27 protein-coding genes are annotated in these 26,741 nt (G+C 64.4%); 18 read left to right on the forward strand and 9 right to left on the reverse strand.

Annotated features, from left to right (window positions below; all coding sequences use genetic code 11):
* Positions 1-162: 162 nt before the first annotated feature.
* The 10 genes from ACSQ22_RS00120 (at position 163) to ACSQ22_RS00165 (ending at position 9,481) form a co-directional block, all read left to right on the forward strand.
* Positions 163-1,167, forward strand: a complete 1,005-nt coding sequence (locus tag ACSQ22_RS00120; RefSeq protein WP_436129045.1) for an AraC family transcriptional regulator — start codon at positions 163-165, stop codon at positions 1,165-1,167.
* A 189-nt stretch (positions 1,168-1,356) separates the two neighbouring features.
* Positions 1,357-2,637, forward strand: coding sequence for an anthranilate 1,2-dioxygenase large subunit AndAc (gene andAc / locus ACSQ22_RS00125; protein WP_436129046.1), 1,281 nt, complete (start codon positions 1,357-1,359; stop codon positions 2,635-2,637).
* 12 nt (positions 2,638-2,649) lie between these two features.
* Positions 2,650-3,135 carry an anthranilate 1,2-dioxygenase small subunit AndAd gene (gene andAd, locus ACSQ22_RS00130; protein ID WP_436129047.1) on the forward strand — a complete coding sequence of 162 codons (486 nt, stop codon included), beginning with the start codon at positions 2,650-2,652 and terminating at the stop codon, positions 3,133-3,135.
* Between the two features lie 8 nt (positions 3,136-3,143).
* Positions 3,144-3,491, forward strand: a complete 348-nt coding sequence (gene andAb, locus ACSQ22_RS00135; protein ID WP_055402625.1) for an anthranilate 1,2-dioxygenase ferredoxin subunit AndAb — start codon at positions 3,144-3,146, stop codon at positions 3,489-3,491.
* 44 nt (positions 3,492-3,535) lie between these two features.
* Positions 3,536-4,747 (forward strand): ABC transporter substrate-binding protein, encoded by a 1,212-nt coding sequence (locus ACSQ22_RS00140; RefSeq protein ID WP_431149555.1) that lies wholly within the window; start codon positions 3,536-3,538, stop codon positions 4,745-4,747.
* Between the two features lie 36 nt (positions 4,748-4,783).
* Positions 4,784-5,704, forward strand: a complete 921-nt coding sequence (locus ACSQ22_RS00145; protein WP_436129048.1) for a branched-chain amino acid ABC transporter permease — start codon at positions 4,784-4,786, stop codon at positions 5,702-5,704.
* A gap of 195 nt (positions 5,705-5,899) precedes the next feature.
* The gene (locus ACSQ22_RS00150) at positions 5,900-6,895 is read left to right on the forward strand and encodes a branched-chain amino acid ABC transporter permease (RefSeq protein ID WP_436129049.1); all 996 of its coding nucleotides are present in this window, start codon (positions 5,900-5,902) and stop codon (positions 6,893-6,895) included.
* Complete coding sequence (locus ACSQ22_RS00155; RefSeq protein ID WP_436129050.1) at positions 6,892-7,650, forward strand: ABC transporter ATP-binding protein; 759 nt, start codon at positions 6,892-6,894, stop codon at positions 7,648-7,650. Before ACSQ22_RS00150 ends, ACSQ22_RS00155 begins: the two co-directional genes overlap by 4 nt.
* Positions 7,647-8,366 carry an ABC transporter ATP-binding protein gene (locus ACSQ22_RS00160; RefSeq protein WP_436129051.1) on the forward strand — a complete coding sequence of 240 codons (720 nt, stop codon included), beginning with the start codon at positions 7,647-7,649 and terminating at the stop codon, positions 8,364-8,366. Before ACSQ22_RS00155 ends, ACSQ22_RS00160 begins: the two co-directional genes overlap by 4 nt.
* Positions 8,367-8,383: 17 nt before the next feature.
* Positions 8,384-9,481, forward strand: coding sequence for a CDP-6-deoxy-delta-3,4-glucoseen reductase (locus tag ACSQ22_RS00165; RefSeq protein ID WP_436129052.1), 1,098 nt, complete (start codon positions 8,384-8,386; stop codon positions 9,479-9,481).
* A 7-nt stretch (positions 9,482-9,488) separates the two neighbouring features.
* Here ACSQ22_RS00165 and ACSQ22_RS00170 read toward each other — a convergent pair whose 3' ends face one another.
* A complete protein-coding gene (locus ACSQ22_RS00170; protein ID WP_436129053.1) occupies positions 9,489-10,535 on the reverse strand; it encodes an AraC family transcriptional regulator in 1,047 nt (348 codons plus the stop codon).
* A gap of 245 nt (positions 10,536-10,780) precedes the next feature.
* Here ACSQ22_RS00170 and ACSQ22_RS00175 point away from each other — a divergent pair, with 245 nt between their 5' ends.
* The 4 genes from ACSQ22_RS00175 to ACSQ22_RS00190 all read left to right on the forward strand — a co-directional run bounded on the left by ACSQ22_RS00175 (position 10,781) and on the right by ACSQ22_RS00190 (position 15,586).
* Positions 10,781-11,581: an SDR family oxidoreductase gene (locus ACSQ22_RS00175; protein ID WP_436129054.1), complete on the forward strand. Its 801-nt coding sequence runs from the start codon at positions 10,781-10,783 to the stop codon at positions 11,579-11,581.
* Positions 11,582-11,591: 10 nt separating this feature from the next.
* Entirely contained in the window at positions 11,592-13,139 is a 1,548-nt protein-coding gene (locus ACSQ22_RS00180) for a flavin-containing monooxygenase (RefSeq protein ID WP_436129055.1), read from the forward strand.
* Between the two features lie 42 nt (positions 13,140-13,181).
* Positions 13,182-14,402 (forward strand): dienelactone hydrolase family protein, encoded by a 1,221-nt coding sequence (locus tag ACSQ22_RS00185; RefSeq protein WP_436129056.1) that lies wholly within the window; start codon positions 13,182-13,184, stop codon positions 14,400-14,402.
* A 122-nt stretch (positions 14,403-14,524) separates the two neighbouring features.
* Complete coding sequence (locus ACSQ22_RS00190) at positions 14,525-15,586, forward strand: aldo/keto reductase (RefSeq protein ID WP_436129057.1); 1,062 nt, start codon at positions 14,525-14,527, stop codon at positions 15,584-15,586.
* A gap of 69 nt (positions 15,587-15,655) precedes the next feature.
* Here ACSQ22_RS00190 and ACSQ22_RS00195 read toward each other — a convergent pair whose 3' ends face one another.
* Both ACSQ22_RS00195 and ACSQ22_RS00200 read right to left on the reverse strand, forming a co-directional pair.
* Entirely contained in the window at positions 15,656-17,071 is a 1,416-nt protein-coding gene (locus ACSQ22_RS00195; RefSeq protein WP_436129058.1) for a M20 family metallopeptidase, read from the reverse strand.
* A 19-nt stretch (positions 17,072-17,090) separates the two neighbouring features.
* Positions 17,091-18,089 carry a Bug family tripartite tricarboxylate transporter substrate binding protein gene (locus tag ACSQ22_RS00200; RefSeq protein ID WP_436129059.1) on the reverse strand — a complete coding sequence of 333 codons (999 nt, stop codon included), beginning with the start codon at positions 18,087-18,089 and terminating at the stop codon, positions 17,091-17,093.
* Positions 18,090-18,267: 178 nt separating this feature from the next.
* Between ACSQ22_RS00200 and ACSQ22_RS00205 the strand changes: the two genes are divergently transcribed.
* From ACSQ22_RS00205 to plsY, 3 genes are all read left to right on the forward strand, one after another.
* The gene (locus ACSQ22_RS00205) at positions 18,268-19,227 is read left to right on the forward strand and encodes a LysR family transcriptional regulator (protein WP_436129060.1); all 960 of its coding nucleotides are present in this window, start codon (positions 18,268-18,270) and stop codon (positions 19,225-19,227) included.
* A 70-nt stretch (positions 19,228-19,297) separates the two neighbouring features.
* On the forward strand, positions 19,298-19,789 hold the full coding sequence (locus tag ACSQ22_RS00210) for an aminoacyl-tRNA deacylase (protein ID WP_055402597.1): 492 nt from the start codon (positions 19,298-19,300) through the stop codon (positions 19,787-19,789).
* A 48-nt stretch (positions 19,790-19,837) separates the two neighbouring features.
* Positions 19,838-20,503 carry a glycerol-3-phosphate 1-O-acyltransferase PlsY gene (plsY, locus tag ACSQ22_RS00215; RefSeq protein ID WP_436129061.1) on the forward strand — a complete coding sequence of 222 codons (666 nt, stop codon included), beginning with the start codon at positions 19,838-19,840 and terminating at the stop codon, positions 20,501-20,503.
* 72 nt (positions 20,504-20,575) lie between these two features.
* Here plsY and ACSQ22_RS00220 read toward each other — a convergent pair whose 3' ends face one another.
* The 3 genes from ACSQ22_RS00220 to ACSQ22_RS00230 form a co-directional block, all read right to left on the reverse strand.
* Entirely contained in the window at positions 20,576-21,598 is a 1,023-nt protein-coding gene (locus ACSQ22_RS00220; protein WP_055402593.1) for an HD-GYP domain-containing protein, read from the reverse strand.
* A gap of 23 nt (positions 21,599-21,621) precedes the next feature.
* Entirely contained in the window at positions 21,622-22,269 is a 648-nt protein-coding gene (locus ACSQ22_RS00225) for a retropepsin-like aspartic protease family protein (protein WP_426304409.1), read from the reverse strand.
* Between the two features lie 142 nt (positions 22,270-22,411).
* The gene (locus ACSQ22_RS00230) at positions 22,412-22,897 is read right to left on the reverse strand and encodes a YajQ family cyclic di-GMP-binding protein (RefSeq protein ID WP_055402590.1); all 486 of its coding nucleotides are present in this window, start codon (positions 22,895-22,897) and stop codon (positions 22,412-22,414) included.
* Positions 22,898-22,971: 74 nt separating this feature from the next.
* Between ACSQ22_RS00230 and murB the strand changes: the two genes are divergently transcribed.
* Positions 22,972-24,045, forward strand: coding sequence for a UDP-N-acetylmuramate dehydrogenase (murB, locus tag ACSQ22_RS00235; protein WP_436129062.1), 1,074 nt, complete (start codon positions 22,972-22,974; stop codon positions 24,043-24,045).
* Positions 24,046-24,175: 130 nt separating this feature from the next.
* Here the strand turns inward: murB and argG are convergent, their stop codons facing one another.
* The 3 genes from argG to ACSQ22_RS00250 all read right to left on the reverse strand — a co-directional run bounded on the left by argG (position 24,176) and on the right by ACSQ22_RS00250 (position 26,733).
* Positions 24,176-25,513: an argininosuccinate synthase gene (gene argG / locus ACSQ22_RS00240; RefSeq protein WP_055402586.1), complete on the reverse strand. Its 1,338-nt coding sequence runs from the start codon at positions 25,511-25,513 to the stop codon at positions 24,176-24,178.
* Between the two features lie 95 nt (positions 25,514-25,608).
* The gene (locus tag ACSQ22_RS00245) at positions 25,609-25,926 is read right to left on the reverse strand and encodes a pyrimidine/purine nucleoside phosphorylase (RefSeq protein ID WP_121506085.1); all 318 of its coding nucleotides are present in this window, start codon (positions 25,924-25,926) and stop codon (positions 25,609-25,611) included.
* A gap of 150 nt (positions 25,927-26,076) precedes the next feature.
* Positions 26,077-26,733 (reverse strand): glycine zipper 2TM domain-containing protein, encoded by a 657-nt coding sequence (locus ACSQ22_RS00250; protein WP_121420433.1) that lies wholly within the window; start codon positions 26,731-26,733, stop codon positions 26,077-26,079.
* Between the last annotated feature and the right edge of the window lie 8 nt (positions 26,734-26,741).

Here is a 26,741-nt window from a genome sequence, read left to right on the forward strand (position 1 = left end):
GAAAGCCAGGGAGCGCGATGGGATGTGCCCCTCCAGGCAAAGGGCCTGCAACGGACAAAAGACGGATAAGACCCCTTGGGTATGGAAATTGCTGTTTTGACGCATATCAAGCAGCGCATCGTCGAATGTGCTGCGCCTATTCCCACGAAGAGGTCTTATCCGATGGCGTCCCCGTCTGCCTTGTCTCTGGACCTGTCCGCCCTGCAGCGGCGGCCGGTGTTCACCTCGGACGCGCGGGTGGATTCCCATGATCTGGTGGCCCGCGAGTTTTCGGACCACGGCCTGAAATGGTGCAGTGGTGCGGTGGACACTGCGTTGTCCAAGGTGCGCATCCGCCAGTTGCAGATGTTCATGCTGCAATACGGTGCAGAGGTGGAAATCCGCCCGCGCCCTTTCGATGATTTTGTCCTTGTGCATCTGTCGCTGTCGGGCGTGGCCGAGATGGTGTCGGATGGGGTACCGATCCGCCTGCCTGCGGGGGCCGCTGCGCTCATCGCGCCGCGCCGCGACCTGCACATGCGCTGGCAGCAGGGCGCGCGCCAGCTCATCCTCAAGGTGCCGTGCCAGTTGTTGAGGGCCTGGGCACCCGAATCTCTGCAGAACGACACCCGTTTTGTGCACCCCATCGTTGCGCTGTCCTCGGTGCAGGGGCAGCAGTGGCATTTTCTGATGCAGTCCCTGCTGCACGTGAGCCAGCAGACGGTGGAGAGCGCCGCCCAGGTGCGCTGGGTGGATCACATGGAGAGCAACGTGGCGCTGTTCCTTGCATCGTGTGCGCAGGGCATGCCGGTACCTATGCAGCCTACGGTGCCACAGATCGAACTGCCTTCCAGTGCCGCTGCCGCAGGCGACCTGCGCCGCCTGGAGCGGCTGGATGACTACATGCGCAGCTGCCTCAGCGCCCCCGTGGCGCTGGAAGACCTGGCGCGTGCCGCTGGCGTGAGCGTGCGCGGGCTGAACATGCTGTGCCAGCGCCACCATGGCGAGTCCCCCATGGTGCTGTTGCGCAACCGCCGACTGGACGCCGTGCGTGCGCGGCTGCTGGAGCAGCCGGGCCACAGCGTGACAGATACCGCGCTGGAATTTGGCTTTGGCCACTTGGGCCGCTTTTCGAGCTACTACCGCGAGCGCTTCGGCGAGCTGCCGAGCCAGACGGCTGGCGCGTAGTTTCACTGGCCACCACGACTGCTGCAGTCGCCTGCGCGGCGCAGGGGCTGCCGCATGCTCCGGCGTTGCACAACTCGCATCAGATTTGCAAGAACCGGACAGGCGTTGCGCGCACTGTGCCGATACTGGATAGCGCGAGTGTGCTTCGATTTTTAGCATGGAGGTATCCCCATCCAAGAGGTGTTGCCCATGTCTGAAATCCCGGTTGTTGAAGTCGCACCACCCGCCTCGCTGAAGGCCCAGCGCCAGGTGTTTTTCCCGCAGCCTGATGGCTCCAACGTGCCGTACCGGGTGTTCAGCGCGCAAGAGGTCTATGACCGCGAGCAGGAGCGCATCTTCCGTGGCCCCGTGTGGAGCTTTCTGGGCCTGGAGGCCGAGATCCCCAATGTGGGTGACTTCAAATCCACGTTCATTGGCGATACGCCCGTGGTGGTCACCCGCACCCCTGAAGGCCTTTCGTGCTGGGTCAACCGCTGCGCGCACCGTGGCGCCATGGTGTGCCGCGAAAAGCGCGGCAATGCCGCCAGCCACACCTGCGTGTACCACCAGTGGAGCTTTGCGGCCAATGGCGACCTGCAGGGTGTGCCGTTTCGCCGGGGCCAAAAGGGCATGGTGGGCATGCCCAAGGACTTCAAGCCCGAAGAACACAACCTGCACAAGCTGCGCGTGGACAGCTACAAGGGGGTGCTGTTTGCCACCTTCAGCGGCGAAACCCCACCACTGCCTGACTACCTGGGCGCCGAGATGCGCCCATGGATCGACCGAATCTTCCACAAGCCCATCGTCTACCTGGGCTGCACGCGGCAGTACTCCAAGTCGAACTGGAAGCTGTACTTCGAGAACGTGAAGGACCCGTACCACGCCAGCCTGCTGCACCTGTTCCACACCACCTTCAACATCTTCCGTGTGGGGATGAAGGCGCGCTCCATCCCGGATGCGAACCACGGCCTGCACAGCATCATCACCGTGACCAAGCCTGAGGTGGAGACGGATACCGCTGCGGCCTACAGCGCGCAGAACATCCGCTCGATGGACGAAGGCTTTGCGCTCGAAGACCCGACGCTGCTGGGGCAGATCAAGGAGTTCGATGAGATGACCACCAACCACATCCAGCCCATCTTTCCGCAGCTGGTGGTGCAGCAAATCCACAACACGCTGGTGGCGCGCCAGTTGCTGCCCAAGGGGCCCAGCAACTTCGAGCTGGTGTTTCACTTTTTTGGCTACGAGGACGACACGCCCGAGATGCGCGAGCTGCGCCTGCTGCAGGCCAACCTGGTGGGGCCTGCGGGCTATATCTCGATGGAAGACACCGAGGCCACCGAGCTGGTGCAGCGGGGCACGGTGCGCGATGGCGACAAGCACTCCTACATCGCCATGGCGCGCGAGGCGCCAGAGCAGCAGGACACCGTCATCACCGAAAACCTGATCCGCCGCTTCTGGGTGGGCTACCAGAAGCTGATGGGCTATTGAGGAACCACCGAGATGACACCACAACTACAACGACTGCAACTGTGGACCGAGCTGCTGGAGCTGCAGCACCGCTATGTGAGCGCGCTGGACACCAACCGGCTGGAAGACTGGCCTGGCTTTTTTGTGGAGGACTGCCGCTACGAAATCATCCCCAAGGAGAACTTCGATGCGGGCTTTCCTGCGCCCATCGTGTACTGCCGCAACGCCGGCATGTTGCGCGACCGTGTGCTCTCCCTGCGCCACGCCAACATCTTTGAGGACCATGCCTATCGCCACGCCACGTCGGGCCTGGTCATCACCAGTGTGGAGGACGACGTGGTGCGCACGCAGTCGAGCTACATCGTGGTGATCACCGGCCAGGCCGGGGATTCCACCGTGTACCAGGCGGGCACCTACCTCGACGAGGTGGTGCAACACGAAGGCGAGTGGCGCTACCGCAGCAAGCGGGTGGTGTACGACACCTTGCGCGTACCCACCTTGTTGGCCACCCCCATCTGAGATCCACCATGCAAACAACCACAGACATTGAAACCACCGGGCACACCTGCGCCGCCTGGCACGACGTGGGCGAACCCGATGACTTCCCGGACGGCGCCGTCTGGCCCGTGGTGGTGGGCGGACTGCCCGTGGCGGTGTTCCGCGAAGGAGAGGGCTTGTACGCCCTATACGACCTGTGCACCCACGGTGCCGCCAAGTTGTCCGATGGCTACGTGGAAGACGGCTGTGTGGAATGCCCCTTGCATCAGGGCACCTTTGACATCCGCACGGGCGCTCCCTGCAAGGCACCGGTCACCGAAGCGGTGCGCACGTTCCCGGTGCGCGTGGTGGCGGGGCGGGTCGAGGTGGGCGTGTAGTGCACACCGATTTTCTTTTGAACGTTGTTAGACAAGGACTGAAGATGGCTCTCACATTTCGCTCATCCTCTCGCGTGCACGTTGTGGCACGCCTGACGGCTCTGGTGGCCCTGGGGGCCTGCAGCTGCGTATCTGCGATTGCGCAGTCCGGCCCCATCAAGGTCGGCATGGCGCTTGATATCTCGGGCCCATTTGCAGGCCCCGGTGCCGAGGCGCGTGACGGCTTTGCCCTGGCGATCAAGCAGCTCGGGGGCAAGCTGGGCGGCCAACCGGTCGAGTTTGTGCAAACCGACATGGCCGGCAGCCCCGACCAGGCCAAGCAGCTGGTGGACCGCTTTGTGCAACGCGAGAAGATCGACCTTTTCACCGGCCCCATCGCGTCGAACGTGGCGCTGGCGGTGGCGCCTTCGCTGTTCGCGGCCAAGGTGCCTTACCTCTCGAACAACGCCGGTCCCAGCCAGCTCGCAGGCGCCCAGTGCAACGCGTATTTCTTCGGCACGGCCTACCAGAATGACCAGTTCCACGAGGCAGCTGGGCAGTTTGCTGCCGATCAGAAATTTGGCCGCATGGTGGTGATGGCGCCCAACTACCCGGCGGGCAAGGACGGCATCACCGGCTTCAAGCGCAAGTACAAGGGCCAGGTGGCCGACGAGATCTACACCAAGGTCGGGCAGATCGACTACGCCACCGAGCTTGCCCAGCTGCGCGCGGCCAAGCCTGATGCGGTGTATTTCTTTTTGCCAGGTGCCATGGGCATCAACTTCATCAAGCAGTTTGTGGGCGCAGGCCTGTCCAAGGACATCACGCTGGTCACCAGCGGTTTTTCGGCCGACGAAGACATCATCGGCGCGGTGGGCGAACCGATGTTGGGCCTGTTCAACACCACACACTGGGCGCATGACATGGACAACGCGCCCAACAAGGCCTTTGTGTCGGCTTTCCGCAAGGAGTACGGCGGCCGCTATCCGTCCATCTACGCAGCCCAGGCTTATGACGTGATTGCCGCCATGGACGCCGCTGTGAAGGCCGTGGGCGGCAAGGTGAGCGACAAGGAGGCTCTTATCAAGGCCTTTGCCAAGGCGCAGTTTCCCTCGGTGCGTGGCACGTTCCGATACGCCAACAACCACTTCCCGGTGCAGAACTTCTACCTGCGCACCATCGGCAAGAACGCTGAAGGCCGTGTGACCAACAAGACCATCAAGACGGTGCTGGAGAACTACGGCGATGCCTATGCCAGCCAGTGCCCATTGAAGTGATCGTTGGCAGCCCACTTGAACAGGCCCTTGCGCACCATGAATCCGATACTTGTCTTCGAGCAGTTGCTCAACGGCGCGGGCTATGGGCTCATGCTGTTCCTCATCGCTGCGGGCCTCACGCTGGTCTTCGGCATCATGGACGTGATGAACCTGTCGCATGGCTCGCTGTTCATGGTGGGGGCCTATGTGGCGGCCACCGTGCATGTGCAAAGCGGCTCGCTGGCAGGCGCCGTGCTGGTGGCCATAGCGGCCACGATGCTGGTGGCGGTGCTGCTGGAGGTGACGCTGATGCGCCGCCTGTATGGGCGTGACCACCTGGCCCAGGTGCTGGCCACGTTCGGTGTGATTTTGGTGGCCGACGATGCCGTAAAGATGGTGTGGGGCCCGTCCCCCATCATGGCCCCCACGCCCGCAGCCCTGGCGGGGCCGGTGGAGCTGTTTGCCGGGCTGCCTTACCCCTCGTACCGCCTGGTGGTGCTGGGCGCAGGGGTGTTGGTGGCAGGGCTTTTGTACCTACTGGTCAACCACAGCCGCGTGGGCATGCTGGTGCGGGCGGGGGCATCCGACCGGTGGATGGCCGTGCTGATGGGCGTGCGCGTCAAGCGCGTGTTCAGTGGCATCTTTCTGCTGGGTGCTGCACTGGCCGCACTGGCTGGTGCGCTGATGGGACCCATCATGGCCGTGCAGGTGGGCATGGGTGAGTCCATTTTGATTCCTGCGCTGGTGGTCATTGTCATCGGCGGCATTGGCTCGGTGCGGGGCGCCTTTGTGGCCGCGCTGCTGGTGGGCCTGGTGGACACCATTGGCCGAGCCTTCCTGCCGCTGCTGCTGCGCGCTACCTTGCCGCCCGCCGTGGCTGCCGACCTGGGGCCGCTGTGCGCCGAAGTGGCCATGTACGCGCTGATGGCCGCAGTGCTGTCTTTTCGCCCTGCGGGGCTGTTTTCTGCCAAGGGCTGAAATGAAACACCCCCTGAGTCGCTTCGCGCCTTCACCCCTTTCTCGACTCGCTGCGCGAGTCGGGAGGGGGACGCCCCCAGCGCAAGCTCTGGATACGCCGCCTTTGCGGCGGGGCGGCTCTTGCGCGGGGGCACTGGCCTTGGCCGCGCCAGTTCCATGCGCTGCGGGTGGCGTATAGAACCGACGGAACCTGATATGCCTTCTTCCCTGAGTTTTACTTCTTCCGCGTTGCAGCAGGAGAATGTGCCGCGCTGGCGTGGCGCACTGCTGCCGCTGGCCTTGCTGGTGGCGCTGGCGCTGTTCCCGCTGGTGGCATCGGCCCTGGGTCTGGATTTCTACATCGGTTTTGTGCGCCGCGTGTTGGTGGTGGCCCTGGCTGCCGCCAGCCTGAACTTCATCATGGGCTTTGGTGGCATGGTGGCCTTGGGTCATGCCGGGTTCGTGGGCGTGGGGGCCTATGCGGTGGTCATGCTCTCGGATGCGGGCGTGACATCGGCCTGGGTTGTGTGGGCTGCAGCCATGGCATTGGCAGCATTGGCGGCGTTGCTGATTGGCGCTGTATCGCTGCGCACCAGGGGCGTGTACTTCATCATGATCACGCTGGCTTTTGCGCAGATGCTGTATTTCGTGTTTGTGTCACTGCGCAGTTATGGCGGCGACGACGGCTACACCCTGCCCATGCGGCCGCTGCTGGGCCTGGGGCTCAATGGTGCCGATGAGTCCACGCTGTATTGGGTGGTGCTGGCGTTGGTGGCTTTGGTGCTGTGGTGGCTTGACCGGGCCACGGCCTCGCGTTTTGGCGCAGCGCTCACGGGCATCCGCGACAACGAGACCCGCATGCGCGCGCTGGGTTACCCGGTGTATCTGCTGCAGCTGACTGCGTTTGGGCTGGCGGGCGCCGTGGCGGGCTTGGCCGGTGCGCTGCTGGCCACTGGCAACAGCTTCGTGAGCCCGTCGATGATGCACTGGACGCAATCGGCCACGCTCATTGTGATGGTGGTGATTGGTGGCCTGGGCCGACGTTGGGGCGGGCCGGTGGGGGCTGCGGTCTGGCTCACGCTCGAAGAGGTGCTCAAGCTCAATACCGACTACTGGCACATGCCGTTGGGGGCGCTGTTGATCGTCACCGCTCTGTATGCGCCCCAGGGCCTGGCTGCGCTGGCAGACCGGCGCGCAAGGAGTGCCCGATGAGCCTTTTTCAAGTCGAAGGCCTGGTCAAGCGCTTTGGAGGCCTGCTGGCCACCGACCATGTGAGCCTGTCGGTGGAGCGGGGGGAGATCCATGCGCTGATTGGCCCCAACGGCGCTGGCAAGACCACGCTGGTCAACCAGATATCGGGCCTGCTGCAGCCCGATGCAGGGCGTGTGCTGCTCGACGGCGTGGACATCACTCCGCTGCCCATGCACGGCCGTGTGGCCCACGGGCTGTCGCGTTGCTTCCAGGTGACGCGCATCTTCCCTGCGCAGACTGTGCGTGACAACCTGCTTCTGGCCGTGCAAGCGCACAGTGGCTCCAGTTTTCGTTTTCTGCAGCCACGTTCGCAAGCCGCTGAGCTGTACGCCAAGGCAGACCAACTGGCAGAGCGCGTAGGGCTGCAGCACAGCCTTGCCGAGACGGCGGGGGCCTTGCCGCATGGCGCACAGCGCACGCTGGATGTGGCGCTGGCACTGGCTGCGGGCCCCAAGCTGCTGCTGCTGGATGAGCCCATGGCGGGCATGGGGCCAGATGAAACGCAACAGATGGTGCAGCTCATCGAGGCTCTGCGCAAGGACATGGCGGTGCTGCTCATCGAGCATGACATGGAGGCCGTGTTTCGCCTCGCCGACCGCATCTCGGTGCTGGTGTATGGCCGCGTGCTCACCGGTGGCACGCCCGACGAGATCCGCAACCATCCCGAGGTGCAGGCTGTGTACCTGGGCACCGAAACGCTGGAGACCATCGCATGAGCGCGCCAGAGCCCCTGTTGAGTTGCCAGGCCCTGGAGGCCGGCTATGGCGTGAGCCAGGTGTTGTTTGGTATTGACCTTCAGATCGCGGCAGGCGAAGTGGTTTCGCTGCTCGGCCGCAACGGCATGGGAAAAAGCACCACCATCAAGGCTCTGGTCGGTGCGCTGCGCCCTACAGCCGGTGGCATCCGCTTTGCGGGGGAGGCGACCGGCAGGCTCAAGACCGATGCCATCGCCCGTCTGGGCCTGGCCATCGTGCCCGAGGGGCGCCATGTGTTTCCCAACCTCACCGTGCGCGAGCATCTGGTGGCCTTTGCCGACCACCGCAATGGCCTGCGCGATGCGTGGGACTTGGAGCGCATCTACGGCGTGTTTCCGCGCCTGAAGGAGCGGCAGAACAATCTGGGCAACCAGCTATCGGGGGGCGAGCAGCAGATGCTGGCCATTGGCCGAGCGCTGTCCACCAACCCGCGCCTGCTCATCCTGGATGAAGCCACCGAAGGCCTGGCGCCCGTGATCCGCGAGGAGATCTGGCGCTGCCTGGCCACGCTCAAGGCCGCTGGGCATACCATTCTCGTGGTGGACAAATACGTGCACCGCCTGGTGGACCTGGCAGACCGCCATGTGATCTTGGAGCGCGGGCGGGTGGTGTGGCAGGGCGACTCTGCTGCGCTCAATGCAGACCGCAGCCTGTGGGCGCGTTACCTTACGGTGTAAGGGTTGAAGGGCCGACCATGCTGGACTGTGATGTGGACTTGGATCTACAGAAATCGCCATCTGCGCAGGCATACGCTGAACTCCGTGCGCAGGAGCACCGCGTCACGCTGCTGCCGGCCGGCAAGATGTTTGTGGCGCAGCTTGGCGAGAGTCTGCTGGACGCCGCAGCGCGCGCAGGCATCCGCTTGCCCCACCAGTGCAAAGCGGGCAGCTGCGGCGCCTGCAGGGCGCAGGTGCTGCATGGGCCGGTCCAGGATATTGCTAGGGCCTTACCCTCCGCGCTGACGGCTGAAGACCTGGCCCAGGGCCAACGCCTTTTGTGCTGCTCGGCTGCAGCGGGTGACCTGCAGCTGGAGTGTGCCGAGATCCCCCACATTCCGGGTATCGATGTGCGCAAGCTACCGGTGCGGGTGGCTGCCATGGAGCGTCTTGCACCTGATGTGGTGCGCGTGCAGTTGCAACCGCCCGCAGGCCAGCGCCTGCACTACGCGGCGGGCCAGTATGTGGATGTGCTGCTGCCTGGCAACCGGCGTCGCAGTTATTCGCTGGCCACCCCGGCGCGTGAGGGCGTTGACCTGCTGGAGCTGCACATCCGCCACCTGCCGGGCGGCCTTTTCACGGACCAGGTGTTCGGCAAACTCAAGGTGCGCGATGTGCTGCGCATTGAGGGGCCGTTTGGTACCTTCGGCATGCACACCGCCACCGATGCCCCGGCCATTCTTCTGGCGAGCGGAACAGGCTTTGCGCCTATCAAGGCATTGGTGGAGCAGCTCCTTGCTGCGGGGAGTGGACGCCGAATCACTCTGTACTGGGGCGGCCGCGCGCGGCAGGACCTGTATCTGCATGACCTCTGCAAGGAATGGGAACAGGCCTTGAAGGGACGCCTGACCTATGTGCCGGTGCTGTCAGACTCCCCCGAAGCCGATGGTTGGACGGGGCGTAGGGGCTGGGTACATCAGGCCGTGTTGCAGGACCATCCAGATTTGTCGCAGCATGAGGTGTATGCCTGCGGTGCGCCCGCCATGGTGAATGCCGCGCGGCGCGACTTTATGGCCCTGGCCGGTATGCAGTCCACCCTGTTCTTTGCAGATGCCTTCGTGGCACAGCCGGGGTGAGCGGGGATCAGTGCGGTGGGCCCAGGCGCTGGCGTGTCTCTGAGGGCGTCTCGCCGAAGCGCCGGCGGTAGCCTTCTGCAAAGTGGCCGAGGTGAAAAAAACCATAGCGCGCGGCGATATCCGACACCTGCGGTGCACGTTCTGCAAACTTGCTTTGCAGTGCCGTGCGGGCGGCATCAAGCCGCAAATCCCGAAGGAATGCCATGGGGCTCTTACCCGTGCATTGCGCAAAGGTCTGCTGCAGCGAGCGGGCGCAGACGCCCACATGCGCGCACACATCGGCCAGGGTGATGGGTTGTTCCAACTGGCTGTGCATGTACTCCTGCGCACGCTTGACCACGCGCGGCAGCACCGTGGGCACTGCGCCAGAACTGAATGCACCTGAGGCCAGTGCCGCTGAGTAGTTGTGTCCCGTGCTGAGCAGCAGGCTGGTGAGCAGGTGGTTCTCGGCCTGCTCGGCCAGCAACGGGTGTCCCAGCAGGATGGCATTGGTTTCTACCGCAGAGCGCAGGTAGGCAATGAAGCTCGTCATGCCCAAGAGCGCCGGGTTGGTCAGGTCCACCCCCAGGTCAAACACCAGCGGCTGGTGCAAGGGCGCCTGCAGCAGGGCAGACAGGCGTGATTGCATAGCCGCTCGGTCTATCTTGACGATGAATTGTGGGCTGTCGTCGTGCCAGCGCATCGACAGCGCTTCAGTGGGCGATGGCAGCGAGGCCATGAGCGCATGCGATTCCACGGCCTGACTGCCGCACCGCACCATGGCGCCACCGCGCAGCGGAATCTGCAGCAGGTAAAAGCCTCCCAAATGGCCAGGCTCAATGCGCACCGCCGGCCCGTACTGCACGTAGTTCAGGCTTGCGTCGCGGTGCAGGGGCACGCTGTGGTGGCAGGCGTCAAGCTGCGCGCCCGGGCGCAGTGTGGCCAAGTCATGCGGGCAGAACACGCGGCCCACGAACTCGCGCGCCTCGTCCAGGTCGTGGCTGTCGAACAGGCGATAGCGCTCCAGCGGTAGCGGTAGCGGGTGCGCGGTGCTGTTCTGCTGGGCGGTGTGCATGCGGTTTGGCCGGTGGGATGTTGGTTCTTGGGCAAGCACGAAACACGCCACGGCAGGGGCGCGAAAACATGCGTTTGTGGGATACGCCCTGCGCTTTCGGGATGTGGATGCGCGGGCTGCTTTTCTATTCTTGTGCATGCCCCGGGTGCTGCGCAAGAGCGTTAGCACCGGGTGCATGGGGGCGGATGTGACGGCGTGTTACCGCTGCTGCACCGCAACATGTTTCAGTCAGCACAGGAGTCAGCATGGTCCAGGGATTTGAAGGCATGCGCGGCAAGAGCGCGATCGTGACCGGGGGCGCCACCCTCATCGGTGCCGGGGTGGTGCGTGCACTGCACCAGGCTGGGGTGCGGGTGGTGGTGGCCGACATCAATGCCGAGGCCGGACAGGCCCTGGCGGACGAGTTGGGCGATGGGGTGCTGTTCAGTCGCACCGACATCACCGATGACACCCAGGTGGCCGCCTGCGTGGCTCTGGCCGCTGCGCGCCATGGCGGGGTGAACTACCTGGTGAACCTGGCATGTTCCTATCTGGACGACGGCATCGCCTCGACGCGCGCGGACTGGCTGGCCTCGCTCAACGTCAACCTGGTCAGCGCGGTGATGGTGCTCAAGGCCGTGCGCCCGCATTTCCAGCGCGCGGGCGGTGGGGCGGTGGTCAACTTCACCAGCATCTCCTCGGGTGTGGCGCAGACCGGGCGCTGGCTTTACCCGGTGGGCAAGGCGGCCATGGTGCAGCTCACGCGCAGCATGGCCATGGACTTGGCGGGCGAGGGTGTGCGCGTGAACAGCGTCTCACCCGGCTGGACCTGGTCAGCCATCATGGACCAGCTCACCGGGGGCGACCGCGCCAAAACCGACCGTGTGGCCGCGCCCTTCCACCTGCTGCGCCGCGTGGGCGACCCGGCCGAGGTGGCCAACGTGGTGCTCTTCCTGTGCTCGGACCTGGCCAGCTTCGTGACCGGCGCCGACTATGCCTGCGACGGCGGCTACTCGGCCATGGGGCCCGAGTCGTACGAGCCGGCCATCCCCAAACTCATGTCGTGAAGGAGCAGCCATGACCATCCGATCTGTAGGCATCATCGGTGCCGGTTTCGCCGGCCTTTCCACCGCCAAGGTGCTACGCGCCTTTGGCTTTGAGGTGACGGTGTTCGAGAAGGAGCCTGACGTGGGTGGCGTGTGGGCCGCCTCGCGCCGCTACCCGGGCCTGACCACGCAGAACCCGCGCACCACCTATGCGCTGTCGGACTTTCCGATGCCAGCCAGCTACCCCGAGTGGCCCTCGGGCCAGCAGGTGCAGGCCTACCTGCAGTCATATGCCGAGCATTTCGGACTGGTGCCATTCCTGCGCATGTCCACCACGGTGGAGAGCGCGGTGCTCGATGAAGACGCCGGTGTGTGGACCGTGCAGGCGCGCCGCGCAGCTACGGGGCAGGGCGGCGCCTTGCCGGCCGAGGTGTATCGCTTTGATTACCTGGTGGTGTGCAACGGCATCTTCAGCGAGCCTGCAGTGCCGCAGTACCCGGGGGCGGATGCCTTCGTGGCCGCAGGCGGGCGTGTGTGCCATACCAGCCAGTTCAACGATGCGGGCGAGGCGCGCGGCAAGCATGTGCTGGTGGTGGGCTACGGCAAGTCGTCGTGCGACGTGGCCAATGCCATCGCGGCCGACAGTGCCAGCACCACGGTACTGGCGCGCCACCTTATCTGGAAGATTCCGAAGAAGTTCATGAACGTGCTGAACTTCAAGTTCCTGCTGCTCACGCGCATGGGCGAGGCGCTGTTCAAGTACATCGAGCCCAAGGGCTTCGAGAAATTCCTGCACGGACCGGGCCTGCCGGTGCGCAACTCCATGCTGGGCAGCGTGGAATCGGTGGTCACGCGCCAACTCAAGCTCCGCGAGATCGGCCTGCACCCGGGCACGCCGCTCGAAACCATTGCCCGCAGCACCGTGAGCCTGGTGACCGACGGCTTCTACGAGAAGGTGGCCGCTGGCGAATTGGGCGTGCGCAAAGGCGTGAGCATCCAGACCCTGAAGCCCGGACAGGCCGTGCTGAGCAACGGTGAAACGGTGCCTGCCGATATCGTGGTCTGCGGCACGGGCTGGCACCAGCAGGTGCCGTTCTTCGACAGGAGTGTGCTGCAGCGTGTGACCGATGCGCGCGGCAATTTCCGGCTGTACCGGTCCATCCTGCCTGTGGCCATGCCGCGCCTGGCGTTCAACGGCTACAACTCCTCGTTCTTCAGCCAGCTCAACTGCGAGATCGGTGCGTTGTGGCTGGCCAACCACCTGCGCGGTGGGCTGCAGCTGCCGCCGCCGGACCAGATGAACGCGCAGATCGACCGGCGCCTGGCCTGGATGGAGGAGCGCACCGACGGCAAGCATTCCAAAGGCACCAACATCATCCCGTTCTCGGTGCACAACATTGACGAACTGCTGCAGGACATGGGGCTGCCGCTTGGTGTGCTCACCCGCTTCAAGCAGTGGCTGGGGCCTGTGGATCCGTCGGACTATGCGGTGGTCACCCGGCAACTGCTGGCGCGGCATGCGAATGCCACCGTGGCTGTGGCAGCGCCCCAAGCCACCTCGGGGGCTGCGGCTTCCTGAACCCTCCTGAAACCACTAATACCCTCTACAAGGATCCCGAACATGCCAGGACAATGGATCACCCTCGAAGCCGCAGACGGCAGCGGCAGCTTTCGCGCTTACCTCGCCACACCCGCCAGTGGCGGCGGACCAGGGCTGGTGCTTGCACAGGAAATTTTTGGAGTGAACGGCACCATGCGTGACGTCGCCGACTACTACGCAGAGGAAGGGTATGTGGTGCAGGTACCCGATCTTTTCTGGCGCCAGGAGCCGGCGGTGGAACTCGATGCAGCGAAGGATATGCCGCGCGCATTTGCGCTCTACCAGGGCTTTGACGAAGCCAAGGGCGTGCAGGACCTGCAGACAGCCATCTCGGCGCTGCGTGCGCGCCCCGAGGTCCGCACGCAGGGCGGCAAGGTGGGTGTGCTGGGCTTCTGCCTGGGCGGCAAGCTGGCCTACCTGGCGGCCTGCCGTACCGATGCCGACGTGGCGGTGGGCTACTACGGCGTCGGCATAGAAGCTGCGCTGGCTGAAGCCGCTGATATCCAGTGCCGCCTGGTGCTGCACATCGCTGAGCTTGACGGTTTTTGCCCTCCGCCCGCGCGCGAGGCCATCGTGCAGGCCCTTTCTGGCCGCGAGAATGTGGAGCTGTACATCTACCCCGGCACCGACCATGCGTTTGCACGCGTGGGTGGCGACCACTTCCACAAGCCGTCGGCCCTGATGGCACACCAGCGCAGCGTGGCTGCCTTGCGACGCGCAATGGGGCCACACTACGACCTCTCGGCTTTGTGGGACAAACACTGCGAATATGAGTTCGCCACGCGCGATGTGGACGCCACCATGTCCACCATGGTGGCGGAGCCCTATGTGAACCACATCCCCACCATGACGGGCGGTGTGGGCTACCGGCATCTGCACGACTTCTACACCCGTCACTTTGTCAACAGCAACCCACCGGATACCAGTCTGACCCCCATCTCGCGCACGGTGGGCGCCACGCAGGTGGTGGATGAAATGCTGTTTTGTTTTACCCATACCACCGAGATCCCCTGGATGCTGCCCGGCGTCGCGCCCACGGGGCGGCGTGTAGAAATACCGCTGCTGGCGGTGGTCAAGTTTCGCGGCGACAAGCTCTACCACGAGCATATCTACTGGGACCAGGCCAGTGTGCTTGTGCAGGTGGGGTTGCTCGATCCCAACGGCCTGCCCGTGGCAGGGGTGGAGACAGCGCGCAAACTGCTGGATGAAACGCTGCCGTCGAACGGGCTGATGGAACGGTAGAAAAACACCGCAGGGTTTGCCGCATGGCGCGTGCAGCAAACCCTGTGAGGCGGGTGTGCAAGCCCAGGCCTGCAGACTTTGCTGGCAACCCGTAAACTGCGCGGCTTGCCAACGGAGTCCGCATGAACAATATCCAACTCGGTCAGAGCGACCTGCACGTCACCCCCATCTGCCTGGGCACCATGACCTTTGGTGAACAGGTCAACGAATCTGATTCCCACGACATCCTCAGCCGCTCGCTGGCAAGGGGGGTGAACTTCATCGACACGGCCGAGATGTATTCGGTGCCAGCCAAGGCTGAGACCTTTGGCGCTACCGAAACCATCATCGGCAACTGGTTCGCCAAGAACCCCGGTGCGCGCCAGAAACTGGTGGTGGCCACCAAGGTGGCGGGCCCTTCGCGCGGCATGCCCTGGGTGCGCGAGGGCAAGGGCATGGCTGCGGCCGATATCGTTGCTTCGTGCGAGGGCAGCCTGCGCCGCCTACAGACCGATGTGATCGACCTCTACCAGATCCACTGGCCCGAGCGCCACGTGCCTGCCTTTGGCAACCTGTACTACGACCCTTCCAAGGAAACCTCCACCACCCCCATTCGCGAGCAGCTCGAAGCTTTGTCGGGGCTGGTGAAGGCGGGCAAGGTGCGGTACATCGGCCTGTCGAACGAGACGCCCTATGGTGTGCACGAATTCGTGCGCCTGGCCGAGCAGCACGGCCTGCCGCGCGTGGCTACGGTGCAAAACCCGTATTGCCTGATCAACCGCACCTGGGAAAACGGCCTGGACGAAACCTGCCACCGGCTGAACGTGTCGCTGCTCGCCTACTCACCGCTGGGTTTTGGCCTGCTGACGGGCAAGTACGACGAGAGCGGCATCACCGGCCCATCGGCACCCCAGGGCGCACGCATTGCCACGTATGAATCCGTGCGCAAGCAGCGCTGGGGCCGCCCCGAGGCGCTCACGGCATCGCGCCGCTACAACGCCCTGGCCCGTGCCAATGGCATGACGCCTACGCAAATGGCGCTGGCGTTCTGCTACACCAAGTGGCAGGTGGCCAGCACCATCATCGGCGTGACGTCGGTGGCGCAGTTGGATGAAGACCTGAATGCCTGGGGAACCACGCTGTCGCCAGAGGTGTTGAAGGAGATCGACGCCATCCGCTGGGAGCTGCGCGACCCGGCATTGTGATCACTGTGCACAGATAGCAAAAAGGGGCTGAATCGCCCCTTTTTTTACGTCGGTCAGTACGTCTGGTGTCTACGCAGCGGTGGTGATACGTCCTTCCTTCCACGGTGTGCCCTGCGCCTCACCCAGGTCCCAAAACAACCCTGCCATGACGGCCAGCCCTTCGCGGGCCACAGGTGCCAGCAGGTGCTCGTTGGGCGCATGTTGCGCGCACGCCGGGTACGAGTGGGGCACCCAAAGGGTGGGCAGGCCCAGCTGGTCCGCAAAGATATCGTTGGGCAGAGAGCCCGCCAGGTTGGGCAGCAAGGTGGCAGGCTGCCCCGCGCTGGCTTGCAGCGACGCCAGCGTCCAGCCCACCCAGGGGTTGTGCAGGTCGAGCCGGGTGGCGCCGCACACCATGCCCATGGTGATTTCCACCTGGCTGAAACCATGCGCGTCCAAATGCGCGCGCAGCGTGGCTTGCACGTTCTTCCAGTCGGTGCCCACTACAAAGCGCAGCTGGCAATGGGCCACCGCTTGGGAAGGGATGGCATTGATCGGGCGCTGGGCGTTGCCCGCACCCAGAGCCAGCACTTCCAGAGTGTTCCAGCCCACCAGTTGTTCGGCGGGCGTGAGGCCGGGTTCGCCCCATCCGGGCGTGAGCGCAGGGTCATCGGCACCTGCGCCGATCACCACGTCTTTCAGTGCCGTGCGCAGCTTGTCGGGCACGGCAGGCGGTAGCAAGCCGTCGACCAGAATGCGGCCCTGGGCGTCCACCAACGTGGCCAGCGCGTGCGTGAGCACGGTGGCCGGGTTGGCCAGCACGCCGCCCCAGTTGCCCGAGTGGTAGGCCTTGTCGCGGCTGCGCACCGCGAGCGAAAAGTTGATGGCACCGCGCGAACCCAGAAAGAGCGTGGGGCGCGCCGCGTTCACCCGGGGGCCGTCGCTGGCCACGAAGAGGTCGGCTTTCAGCGCATCCCTGTGCTGTTCGCAGAATGCGGCCAGGCCGGGTGAACCGGCTTCTTCGCCCATCTCCATGAGCAGCGTTACGTTGTAGCCCAGACGGCCTTGGCGTGCCTCCAGCGTGTGCGCCAGCGCAGCAAGGCTGACGGTGTGTTGGCCCTTGTTGTCGGCGGTGCCACGGCCATACCAGCGGTCACCTTCAATGGTCAGCTCCCAGGGCGAAAGACCTTCGCGCCATTGGCTGTCCTGGCCGTTGATCACGTCGCCGTGGCCATAGGTCATCACGGTGGGCAAGGCGGGGTCTTCTACCCTGCGGGCCAGCAACAGCGGGCCACCCTTGGGATCGGGGTTGTCGAGCACCTGGCAGTCAAAGCCCAGCGGCTCCAGCCAAGGCACGATTTCGTCGGTCAGGTAGGTGCGCAGCGTGGGGGGGACTTGCCCGGTGTCGCTTTCGGTGCGCCAGGCCACGCGTCGGCGCAGGTCATCGGCAAAGCGGCCGTCATCGAAGTAGTGGTGGACGTTGTTGATCAGTTGCTCTCGGTTCATCGTTTTCTCCTTGCTGGGGTCACTCCACCACGATCTGTGCACGGTGGGCCAGCGCGCGGTAGCGCCCGATCTCGTCTTCCATGGCGGCGTGCATGGCCTTGGGGCCCACGAACACGGGCTCCATGCCTTGGGCACGGATCTGGTCCTGCAGCTGGACGTCGCGCATGGCGGCCTCGACTTCTTTCACCAGTTTGTCCACGATGGGCGCGGGCGTGCGCGCCGGGGCTGCCACGGCGTACCAGCCGTCAAAGGCTGCGTCTGGCAGCTTCAGTTCCCGCACAGTAGGAATCGAGGGCAGGGCGCGGGCGCGCTCGTTGCCTGCAATGGCCAGTGCGCGCAGCTTGCCTGAGCGCACATGCGGTGCGGCACTGGCCACGGTGTCGATGGCCATCTGGATCTCACCGCCGATCAACCCCATCATGGCCTGTGCGCTGCCCCGGTAGGGCACGTCCTGCAGACGCACGCCAGCGGCCTGCTCCAACAGTGCGCCGACCAGGTGGGGGGCCGAACCGGAGCCGAAAGTGGCGTAGTTGATAGTTTTGGGCGCGGCCTTTGCGGCGGCCAGCAGGGCGGCGAAGTCCTTGTGGGGCGAGCTGGCGCTGACCACGATCACCAGCGGTGCGCGGGCAACGATGGCCACAGGCGCCAGGTCCTTGAGCGGGTCGTACGGCAGCTTGGGCCGCAGCGCAGCGTTCACGGTGTAGCTGGTGGAGCCCGACACCAGCAGGGTATAGCCGTCGGGCTCGGCCTTGACCACGCTGTCGGTGCCGATGATGGTGGAGGCGCCGGGCTTGTTGTCGATGACCACGGGCTTGCCCAGGCGTGTGGACAGCTTTTGGCCCAGCGCGCGGGCTACGGCATCGGTGCCGCCCCCGGGTGGGAAGGGCGCGACCAGGCGCACAGTGCGCTGGGGCCACGCCTCCGAGGGCGCAGCCGTCTGGGCAAGGGACAGGGTGCTGGCGCTGGCGAAGGTGGCCAGGACGGCGGACAGCAAAGAGACTCGGACAAGGCTATTCATGCAGGCTCCAGAGGTTGATGCGTGGGGTGGTGGTAGCACTGCCGCAAAGGCGATCGCGCTGATACCCACAGCCATGGGTGAATTGGAGCCTTAAACCATGCAAGATGGGAGCCGGTTTACCATTGCTCTGGATAGAGATTTGGCAACTGAGCGTTGCCTTTTGGTTAGTAGGTACACGATGCCCATTTCACTGCTCAGCCTGCCCTTGCGTTACTTTCTGGAGGTGGCGCGCACCGGCTCTGTCAATCAGGCGGCGCAGCGCCTGTACGTGGCCGCATCGGCGGTGAGCCGCCAGTTGGGCAAGCTGGAAGACAGCCTGGGTGTGACGCTGTTCGAACGCCAAGCACGTGGCATGGCGCTGACTGAAGCGGGCACCCGGCTGCTGGCTCATGCCACCGCACACGATGCGCAGGCCACAGAATTGGTCGAGCAACTGCAAGGGCTGTCGGCCCAGCAGGCTTTGCGTGTGCGGGTGGCCTGCACCGAAGGCTTTGCCGCGAGCTTCATGCCGCTGGTGATGTCGGTGTTCCGGCAGACGCACCCACAGGTGCAGCTGCAGTTGCTGGTGGACGTGCCGCAGGAAGTGTCGGCCCTGGTGCAGCGCGGAGACGTTGATCTGGCGCTGAAGTACAGCGTGGCGCCCGAGAAAGGTTTGCAGGTGCTGCATTCGGCCATTGCCCCGATCTACGCCATCATGCCCGCGCAGCACCCGCTGGCCCGCCGGCGCAGCGTGAGCGTGGCCGATGTGGTGCGCTATCCGCTGCTGCTGGGTGCGGGCAACACGACCGGGCGGCAGCTGTTTGACCTGAGCTGTGCAGTGCAGGGCCTGCGGTATGTGCCGGCGGTGGAGAGCAATTTTTCATCGGCGCTGCTGCCGCTGCTGAGCGGGCAGGACGTGGTGCTGGCCAGCTACCTCACGGCGGCGCGCTGGGTGGAGGCGGGCCTGCTGGCGGCCCGGCCGTTTGACGAGGTGCAACTGCAGCAGCGACGCTTGCAGGTGCTGGCCGTGGAAGGGCGGGCACCGTCGGCGCTGGTGCAGCAGTTCACGCAGGCGCTGGTGGCTGCCATTGAGCAGTACGGCAAGCGCAAGGTGGGGCGGCGCAAGACGACAGCAGCGCGGGTGATCGAGGTGCCTTGATTCGGGCTGCCTGCCGTTCGCAGTGGGGGCGCGCAACTGGATACCATTCGTTCCCTACCCGGATCGCACCATGGCCAAGAAAGAACACGTCTCCGAGACCCAAGCCACCCAGTTGCTCAAGGCGAACAAGGTGGCATTCACTGAGCACCCCTACGAATACCTGGAGCACGGCGGCGCCATGCACAGCGCCGAGGTGCTAGGCCTCGACCCCTTCACGGTGGTCAAGACCCTGGTCATGCAGGACCAGGATGCCAAGCCCTTGCTGGTGCTGATGCATGGCAATCGCAAGGTCTCCACCAAAAACCTCGCGCGCCAGATCGGCGCCAAGTCGGTCGAGCCGTGCGCGCCGGAGGTCGCCAACCGCCACAGCGGCTACCTGGTGGGTGGCACGTCGCCCTTTGGCACGCGGCGCGCCATGCCGGTGTACATCGAAGAAACCATCCTGGCGCTGCCGCGCATTGCCATTAATGGCGGGCGCCGGGGCTTTCTGGTGCAGATCGATCCGCAGGTGTGCGTGCAGTTGCTGGGTGCTAAACCGGTGCACTGTGCGCTGGCAGAATAGGCCGCCACGGCAGACCGTCCGCCGTCCCCCGATTTTTGAGGAGTTACTTTGACCGCCGTGTATCCCATCCTTGCCGCTGTGGCCGCCTACTTGCTGGGCTCGCTGTCGTTCGCCGTCATCGTGACGCGTGTGATGGGGCTGAGCGACCCGCGCACCTATGGCAGCAAGAACCCCGGCGCCACCAACGTGCTGCGCTCGGGCTCCAAGGCAGCAGCCATCGTCACACTGCTGTTGGACGCCATGAAAGGCTGGCTGCCTGTGGCGTTGGTGATGTGGTTTGGTCAGCCCTACGGGCTGGACGATGGCACGGTCGCCATGGTGGGGCTGGCGGCGTTTCTGGGCCACCTGTGGCCTGTGTTCTTCCGATTTGAAGGGGGCAAGGGCGTCGCCACTGCGCTGGGCGTGCTGTTGGGCATCAGCGTCTGGCTGGGGCTGGCCACGGCTGCGACCTGGCTCATCATCGCCTTTTTCTTCCGCTACTCGTCCCTGGCCTCGCTGGTGGCTGCCGCCTTTGCGCCGGTGTATTACCTGCTGGTGGATGGGGTGGTGTGGTATGCCGAGGCCACGATTGCGGGCTCCATCATCGTGATGGCCATGTTGCTGGCTTGGCGCCACAAGGAGAACATCCAGCGCCTGATCGAAGGCAAGGAGTCGCGACTGGGCAGCAAAAAGGCCAAGCCGAACGCCGAGGGTGCAGGCAAGTCGCCAAAGTAAACGCAGGGGGAAGGCACGCCGCGCTGACTGCGGTGCACGTGCCGTCTGCTCAGCTTCTTGGACGGACAGGTTCTACAGCGAACCTGGCCCTGAAATCAGCCCCCGGAGCCCGGCGCTGTGCTGGGCGGCATAAAGGCCCAGGCGCACCATGGTGCGGTGGTTGAGCTCCAGGCTCACGGCCGATCGGGCCAGGGCGGATTGGATGCGGGGTTTTCCGGTGGCCGTCTGGTACAGGCTGGGCTGCGCGTGGTGGGTGCCGGTGCGGTCCAGAAGGCTGGCGACCAGCGGATGATTGGCTTTTTCGCTGCGGCGCAGCACGATGGCGGTCTCGCCGTTGTCGAGCTTCACAAAAGTCCCTGGCGGGCACAGGCCGATGGAGCGCACCAGGGTGTAGCTCACCTCGTCGCGCTGGTCGATCTCCTGCCCGACGATGGCGCGTACCGAGTCGGTGGCACTGCGGCCTGCACGGGACTTGCGTGGGCTGATCATGGCTGCATAGCGGTCGATGGTGCCCAGGACGCGTGTGAGCCGGTCCACGGGGTCCTGGTTGGCCAGCGGCACACGGTCGGCCACGGTGGCATGGTGTTGTCCCACCACGTCCAGCCAGAGCGCATCGTTGATGAACAGGCGCTCCAGCAGCATCATGCTTTCTTCCGGGTGGCTCTTGATGGCCTCTTGTTGGACCGGTGTCGGGCGTTCACGCTGTTCGGCCAGCTCATCCTGCAGGGCCGTCATGCCGATGTTCATGGTGAGGGCCGCGCGCACCAGGCTGTCGCGCTCGCGTGGTGCCAGCTGCAGTTCGTGCGCCATGATGTGGCACAAGGTGCCGCACACCAGCGCATGGGAGGCGCTATAGCCCACGGTGGATGTGGACGCCAGCTGGAACATCAGGTACAGCGCTGCGTCGATGTCGTGCGCCACCAGGTCCTGCATCCAGCTATCGAACTGGCGCACCTTGGCGGCAAAATCCTGTACCTGCAGAGGTCGCGACAGCAGCACCGACAGCGCTGATTCCAGGTCTGACCACAGGCCCAGCAAGTCCTCGTACTCGCCTTCGGCGTGGTGTGGGGTGCCGGTGGAGTGGTGGGCAGACATGGTGGTGTGTGCAGCGGTCAGGCTCAGTTGCGCTTTTCCAGCACCATCTGGTCGTTGATGCGTGTCATCTGGAACTCGGTCAGAAAGCTGTTGCCCAGCAGCACGTAGGGCATGGGCTGCGGGGTGATGATGGCCTCGACCCCGAACACCTCGACATCGCCGATGCGCACTGAGTCCAGCTTCATGCGCCAGCCTTGCGCCACACCATTGGCCGTGTTCATGCGCACGGGCTGGCCGTTCTGGTAGTTGAGCCCCATGCGCTCAGCATCCTGCCGCCCGATGGCCACGGTGGAAGCACCGGTGTCCACCATGTACTGCATCACACGCCCGTTGATGGTGCCGCTGTTGATGAAATGCCCACGGCTGTCGGCCATCAATACGACGCGCTTGCCGCTTCCGCCACGGGCGCCAACGCTCACCGGGGCCTCGCCCAGCCGCAGCACGCGTCGCGTGCCATTGACTTCGATGGTGGCTTCTTCTTTGGTGACGGTAACGACCTTGACGCCCTGGTACTCATCCCCAGCACCCACCGCCTTGGGTGGGTTGGCATCCACCACCAGCAAGGCCTTGCTGCCCAGCATGCCCGCCAGCGCCACCGCCTGCGCATGAGCCCAGGACGGAGCCAAGCACAGAGCAACCAGCGCGGCCAGGGCAAAGGAGTGGATCGTCATTCGTTGATGGCGCTGTGCGCCTCCCCCGTACTTCGGAACTGGCGCGGCCCAGGCGAGGGACGCCAAGCCAGGGCCGCCCCGCAGCGAGGGCGTCGTCCCCCTGGAGGGGGAAGGCGCGAAGCGACTCAGGGGGTGCGCCATCTCAGTCGCGGAAGTTGTCGAACGACAGGGGAACGTCCGTTACATCCTTGCGGATCAGCGCCATGGCCGCCTGCAGGTCGTCGCGCTTGGCACCCGTCACGCGCACCTTGTCCTCCTGGATGGCCGCTTGCACCTTGAGCTTGCTTTCCTTCATGAGCTTCTGGATCTTCTTGGCCAGCTCGCTCTCGATGCCGTTGCGCACCTTGATGACCTGCTTGACCTTGTCGCCGCCTATCTTCTGGACATCGCCCATGTCCAGAAAACGCACGTCCACGTTGCGCTTGGTGAGTTTGTTGCGCAGTACATCCTCGATCTGGGTGAGCTGAAAGTCGGCGTCGCCGATCAGCGTGATGTCCTTGTCTTTGATCTCGATGCTGGCCGATGTGCCCTTGAAGTCGAAACGGGTGGCGATTTCCTTGGCGGTGTTCTCGACGGCGTTTTTCACTTCAACCAGGTTGGCTTCACAGACGGTGTCAAAAGATGGCATGGATGGCTCTCAATCTCAGGGAAAACAGCTACAGATCGCAGGAGCCCGAAAGGGCGGGTGCGACAATCGGGCCAATGGTAGTCGAGAAAAACGCCCCTTTGCAGCCCTGGAACACCTTTGGCATTGCTGCGCGAGCCCAAACCCTGGTGCGTGTGCGCTCCGTGTCGGATCTGAAGGCCGTTCTGGCCGATATGGAGCTGGCCCCCGCAGCCAAGTTTGTGCTGGGCGGGGGCAGCAACATCATCCTGACCGGCGATGTGAAATCTGTCGTGCTCAAGATGGAGATCAAGGGGCTGCGCTTGGTGGAGGAAACCCCCAAGGCCTGGATCGTGGAGGCGGGTGCGGGTGAGGTCTGGCACGATGCTGTGGCCTGGACGCTGGCGCACGGGTTCCCGGGGCTGGAAAATCTGGCGCTCATCCCGGGCACGGTGGGCGCCTCGCCCGTGCAGAACATCGGTGCCTATGGCGTGGAGCTGCAGGATCGGTTTGAATCGCTCGACGCCCTCGATTTGGCCACCGGCCAGTCGTTCAGCCTGGATGCCGCGCAGTGCGGCTTTGGCTACCGCGACTCCGTCTTCAAGCATGCGCCGTCTGAAGCACCCGACGGCAGCGGGATGCCGCGCGGCATGGGCCTGGCGGGGCGCGCGGTCATCACCCATGTGCGGTTTCGGCTGCCCAAGCCCTGGAAGCCCGTGCTGGGCTACCTCGATCTGGAGCGCCGCCGCGCCGAGGCGGGCGTGGAGCACCCCAGTGCCCAGCAGATTTTTGACTGGATCTGCGACATTCGCCGCGCCAAGCTGCCCGACCCTGCCGTGGTGGGCAACGCAGGCAGCTTCTTCAAGAACCCCACGGTGTCGCCCGACCAGTGCGCCGACATCATCGCGCGCGAGCCCAAGATCGTGCATTACCCCATGCCCGACGGCAGCATCAAGCTGGCGGCGGGCTGGCTGATTGATGCCTGCGGCTGGAAGGGCAAGTCCATCGGCAAGGCGGGGGTGTACGAAAAGCAGGCCTTGGTGCTGGTCAACCGGGGGCACGGCGCCGACAGCGTGACGGGCGGCGAGGTGATGACCCTGGCCAAGGCCATCCAGACCAGCGTGTACGAGCGCTTTGGCATCCGGCTGGAGCCCGAGCCGGTGGTGGTTTAGACCAGCAGCCAACCTTCCCCGCAAAGAAAAAAGCCACCGTTTCCGGTGGCTTTGCTCATAGATATGTAGCTGCTAGCGCTTGATGGGTAAGCGCTAGAGCCATTTTTGACCCATATTCTGGGCCCAAGGTTTATTTGCGGTCGTTTTCCAGCTGCGCCAGGGCGGCATTGCCACCCAGCGACAGCAGGCCAGCGCGCGAATACACGCCCAGCTTGTCGCGCGTGTCTGAGATGTCCAGGTTGCGCATGGTCAGCTGGCCAATGCGGTCCAGCGGGCTGAAAGGTGCGTCTTCCACCTTTTCCATCGACAGGCGTTCGGGCGCGTAGGTCAGGTTGGGCGATTCGGTGTTCAGCAGCGAATAGTCGTTGCCACGGCGCAGTTCCAGCGTCACGGTGCCGGTCACGGCGCGGGCCACCCAGCGCTGGGCGGTTTCGCGCAGCATGATGGCCTGGGGGTCGAACCAGCGGCCCTGGTACAGCAGGCGGCCCAGCTTGAGGCCATTCATGCGGTACTGCTCGATGGTGTCTTCGTTGTGGATGCCGGTCACCAGGCGCTCGTAGGCGATGTGCAGCAGCGCCAGGCCCGGGGCTTCGTAGATGCCGCGGCTCTTGGCTTCGATGATGCGGTTTTCGATCTGGTCGCTCATGCCCAGGCCGTGGCGGCCGCCGATACGGTTGGCTTCGAGGATCAGCTCCACCGGGTCGTTGAACTCCACGCCGTTCAGGGCGACGGGCTGGCCTTCTTCAAAGCGGACCGACACTTCCTCGGCCTTGACGGCGACTTCTTCCTTCCAGAATGCCACGCCCATGATGGGGTTCACGATGCGGATGCCGCTGGAAAGGAACTCCAGGTCCTTGGCCTCGTGCGTCGCGCCCAGCATGTTGCTGTCGGTGCTGTAGGCCTTCTCGGCGCTCATCTTGTAGCCAAAACCGGCTTGTGTCATGAACGCCGACATCTCGGCGCGGCCGCCCAGTTCGTCGATGAACAGCTGGTCCAGCCAGGGCTTGTAGATCTTGAGCGAGGGGTTGGTCAGCAGGCCGTAGCGGTAAAAGCGCTCGATGTCGTTGCCCTTGAAGGTCGATCCGTCGCCCCAGATGTTGACGTCGTCTTCCTTCATCGCCGCCACCAGCATGGTGCCGGTCACAGCGCGGCCCAGGGGCGTGGTGTTGAAGTAGGTGAGGCCGCCAGTGCTGATATGGAAGGCGCCAGCCTGCAGGGCCGCAATGCCTTCGTGCGCCAGTTGGGTGCGGCAGTCCACCAGGCGAGCCTTCTCGGCGCCGTATTCCATGGCCTTGCGCGGAATGGCTTCGTAGTCGGGCTCGTCGGGCTGGCCGAGGTTGGCGGTGTAGGCGTAGGGCACGGCGCCCTTGAGCTTCATCCAGTGCAGGGCTGCGCTGGTGTCCAGGCCACCGGAGAATGCAATGCCGACCTTCTGGCCGAGGGGGAGGTTCTGGAGGATGGTTGCCATGAAATGCTTCTCAAAAATGATAGCTGCTTGCGCTTGCTAGATAAGCGCTAGAGGCCAAAATCAATCAAATTCCAGCCGAATGCGCAGTCGAACGATCAGCCGAAATGGCAGATGTAGTGGTAGGCCTCGGTCACGCGGATGTCGAACTTCGAGTTGCCGGGCACGCTGAACTTGTCGCCCGCCGAAGACTTGACCCAGGCGTCGGTGCCGTCCAGCTTGTATTCGCAGGATCCGGCCACGCATTCCATGATCTCGGGCGCGCCGGTGTTGAAGGTCAGCGTTGCGGGCAGTACCACGCCCACCGACTTCTTGGTGCCGTCAGCAAACGTGATGCCGTGGCTCACGCACTTGCCGTCAAAGTACACATTGGCCTGGGTGGTGACGGACACGCCGTCAATTTTTTCGGTGGTCATGGGTGCGCTGGATAAGGTAGAGGGAAACCCGGGATTTTAGGGCAGGGGGCGGGGAGCGCCGCCGCAGCAGGCCTCTGAAAAATCCCCATCAGCCGTTGGGCGCAAAAAAAGAGCCCAGAAGGGCTCTTGGTGATGCTGGCATGCCCGGGCTTAGCGCCAGTAGGGGTTGCGGTGGTGCGGGTAATAAGGACGGCTGTCGTAGCCGTACTCGATTACCGTGACGGGCGGCGTCACATAAGTGGGCTGCTGCTGGTACACCGGTTGCGCAGGGTAGGTCGAGGTCACCACGCCCGGCTGGCTGTACACACCTTGTGAGGCGTAAGGATCAGGCTGGGTGGAATAGGTCTGGCCTGCAGGCTGCACGCTCAGCGGGATCCAGCGGCCTGGATCGTTCTGGGTGCGGGTGGTGTACTGGCGCCCTGCATATTCATACACCACGTCGTAGCCCACTGTGCGATTCTCGTAATACGTCTCGGTCGTGCAGCGCTGTACGTTCTGGTACTGCGGCTGGCCACCTTCGATCTGGTTGCCGATCACGGCGCCACCGATCAGGCCAATGGCTGTGGCGGCGGCGCGGCCACTGCCTTTGCCAATGGCGTTGCCGGCTGCGCCACCCGCAATCGCGCCCATCACGGCGCCTGCTCCGGTGGTGCGGTTACCGCTATAGACGGTCTCGTTGCCACACACCTGCTGCGGCGTCGCGACCTGCTGGACGATGGGGGTGGCCGAGAGCACGCGGCCCTGTTCCTGGGCGCTGGCCATGGTGGCGATGGCTGCCATGGCGGAAAAAATGACGATCTTTTTCATGGAGAAAC

This window comes from Acidovorax sp. LjRoot38, assembly GCF_964252975.1.
In the GTDB taxonomy this organism is placed as follows: Bacteria; Pseudomonadota; Gammaproteobacteria; order Burkholderiales; family Burkholderiaceae_C; genus Acidovorax; species Acidovorax facilis.

Bases quoted from the DNA above. Each gene is read 5' to 3' on its own strand.
- ACSQ22_RS00120 (WP_436129045.1), top strand. From the start codon at position 163: ATGGCGTCCCCGTCTGCCTTGTCTCTGGACCTGTCCGCCCTGCAGCGG.
- andAc (WP_436129046.1), top strand. From the start codon at position 1,357: ATGTCTGAAATCCCGGTTGTTGAAGTCGCACCACCCGCCTCGCTGAAG.
- andAd (WP_436129047.1), top strand. From the start codon at position 2,650: ATGACACCACAACTACAACGACTGCAACTGTGGACCGAGCTGCTGGAG.
- andAb (WP_055402625.1), top strand. From the start codon at position 3,144: ATGCAAACAACCACAGACATTGAAACCACCGGGCACACCTGCGCCGCC.
- ACSQ22_RS00140 (WP_431149555.1), top strand. From the start codon at position 3,536: ATGGCTCTCACATTTCGCTCATCCTCTCGCGTGCACGTTGTGGCACGC.
- ACSQ22_RS00145 (WP_436129048.1), top strand. From the start codon at position 4,784: ATGAATCCGATACTTGTCTTCGAGCAGTTGCTCAACGGCGCGGGCTAT.
- ACSQ22_RS00150 (WP_436129049.1), top strand. From the start codon at position 5,900: ATGCCTTCTTCCCTGAGTTTTACTTCTTCCGCGTTGCAGCAGGAGAAT.
- ACSQ22_RS00155 (WP_436129050.1), top strand. From the start codon at position 6,892: ATGAGCCTTTTTCAAGTCGAAGGCCTGGTCAAGCGCTTTGGAGGCCTG.
- ACSQ22_RS00160 (WP_436129051.1), top strand. From the start codon at position 7,647: ATGAGCGCGCCAGAGCCCCTGTTGAGTTGCCAGGCCCTGGAGGCCGGC.
- ACSQ22_RS00165 (WP_436129052.1), top strand. From the start codon at position 8,384: ATGCTGGACTGTGATGTGGACTTGGATCTACAGAAATCGCCATCTGCG.
- ACSQ22_RS00170 (WP_436129053.1), bottom strand. From the start codon at position 10,535: ATGCACACCGCCCAGCAGAACAGCACCGCGCACCCGCTACCGCTACCG.
- ACSQ22_RS00175 (WP_436129054.1), top strand. From the start codon at position 10,781: ATGGTCCAGGGATTTGAAGGCATGCGCGGCAAGAGCGCGATCGTGACC.
- ACSQ22_RS00180 (WP_436129055.1), top strand. From the start codon at position 11,592: ATGACCATCCGATCTGTAGGCATCATCGGTGCCGGTTTCGCCGGCCTT.
- ACSQ22_RS00185 (WP_436129056.1), top strand. From the start codon at position 13,182: ATGCCAGGACAATGGATCACCCTCGAAGCCGCAGACGGCAGCGGCAGC.
- ACSQ22_RS00190 (WP_436129057.1), top strand. From the start codon at position 14,525: ATGAACAATATCCAACTCGGTCAGAGCGACCTGCACGTCACCCCCATC.
- ACSQ22_RS00195 (WP_436129058.1), bottom strand. From the start codon at position 17,071: ATGAACCGAGAGCAACTGATCAACAACGTCCACCACTACTTCGATGAC.
- ACSQ22_RS00200 (WP_436129059.1), bottom strand. From the start codon at position 18,089: ATGAATAGCCTTGTCCGAGTCTCTTTGCTGTCCGCCGTCCTGGCCACC.
- ACSQ22_RS00205 (WP_436129060.1), top strand. From the start codon at position 18,268: ATGCCCATTTCACTGCTCAGCCTGCCCTTGCGTTACTTTCTGGAGGTG.
- ACSQ22_RS00210 (WP_055402597.1), top strand. From the start codon at position 19,298: ATGGCCAAGAAAGAACACGTCTCCGAGACCCAAGCCACCCAGTTGCTC.
- ACSQ22_RS00220 (WP_055402593.1), bottom strand. From the start codon at position 21,598: ATGTCTGCCCACCACTCCACCGGCACCCCACACCACGCCGAAGGCGAG.
- ACSQ22_RS00225 (WP_426304409.1), bottom strand. From the start codon at position 22,269: ATGACGATCCACTCCTTTGCCCTGGCCGCGCTGGTTGCTCTGTGCTTG.
- ACSQ22_RS00230 (WP_055402590.1), bottom strand. From the start codon at position 22,897: ATGCCATCTTTTGACACCGTCTGTGAAGCCAACCTGGTTGAAGTGAAA.
- murB (WP_436129062.1), top strand. From the start codon at position 22,972: ATGGTAGTCGAGAAAAACGCCCCTTTGCAGCCCTGGAACACCTTTGGC.
- argG (WP_055402586.1), bottom strand. From the start codon at position 25,513: ATGGCAACCATCCTCCAGAACCTCCCCCTCGGCCAGAAGGTCGGCATT.
- ACSQ22_RS00245 (WP_121506085.1), bottom strand. From the start codon at position 25,926: ATGACCACCGAAAAAATTGACGGCGTGTCCGTCACCACCCAGGCCAAT.
- ACSQ22_RS00250 (WP_121420433.1), bottom strand. From the start codon at position 26,733: ATGAAAAAGATCGTCATTTTTTCCGCCATGGCAGCCATCGCCACCATG.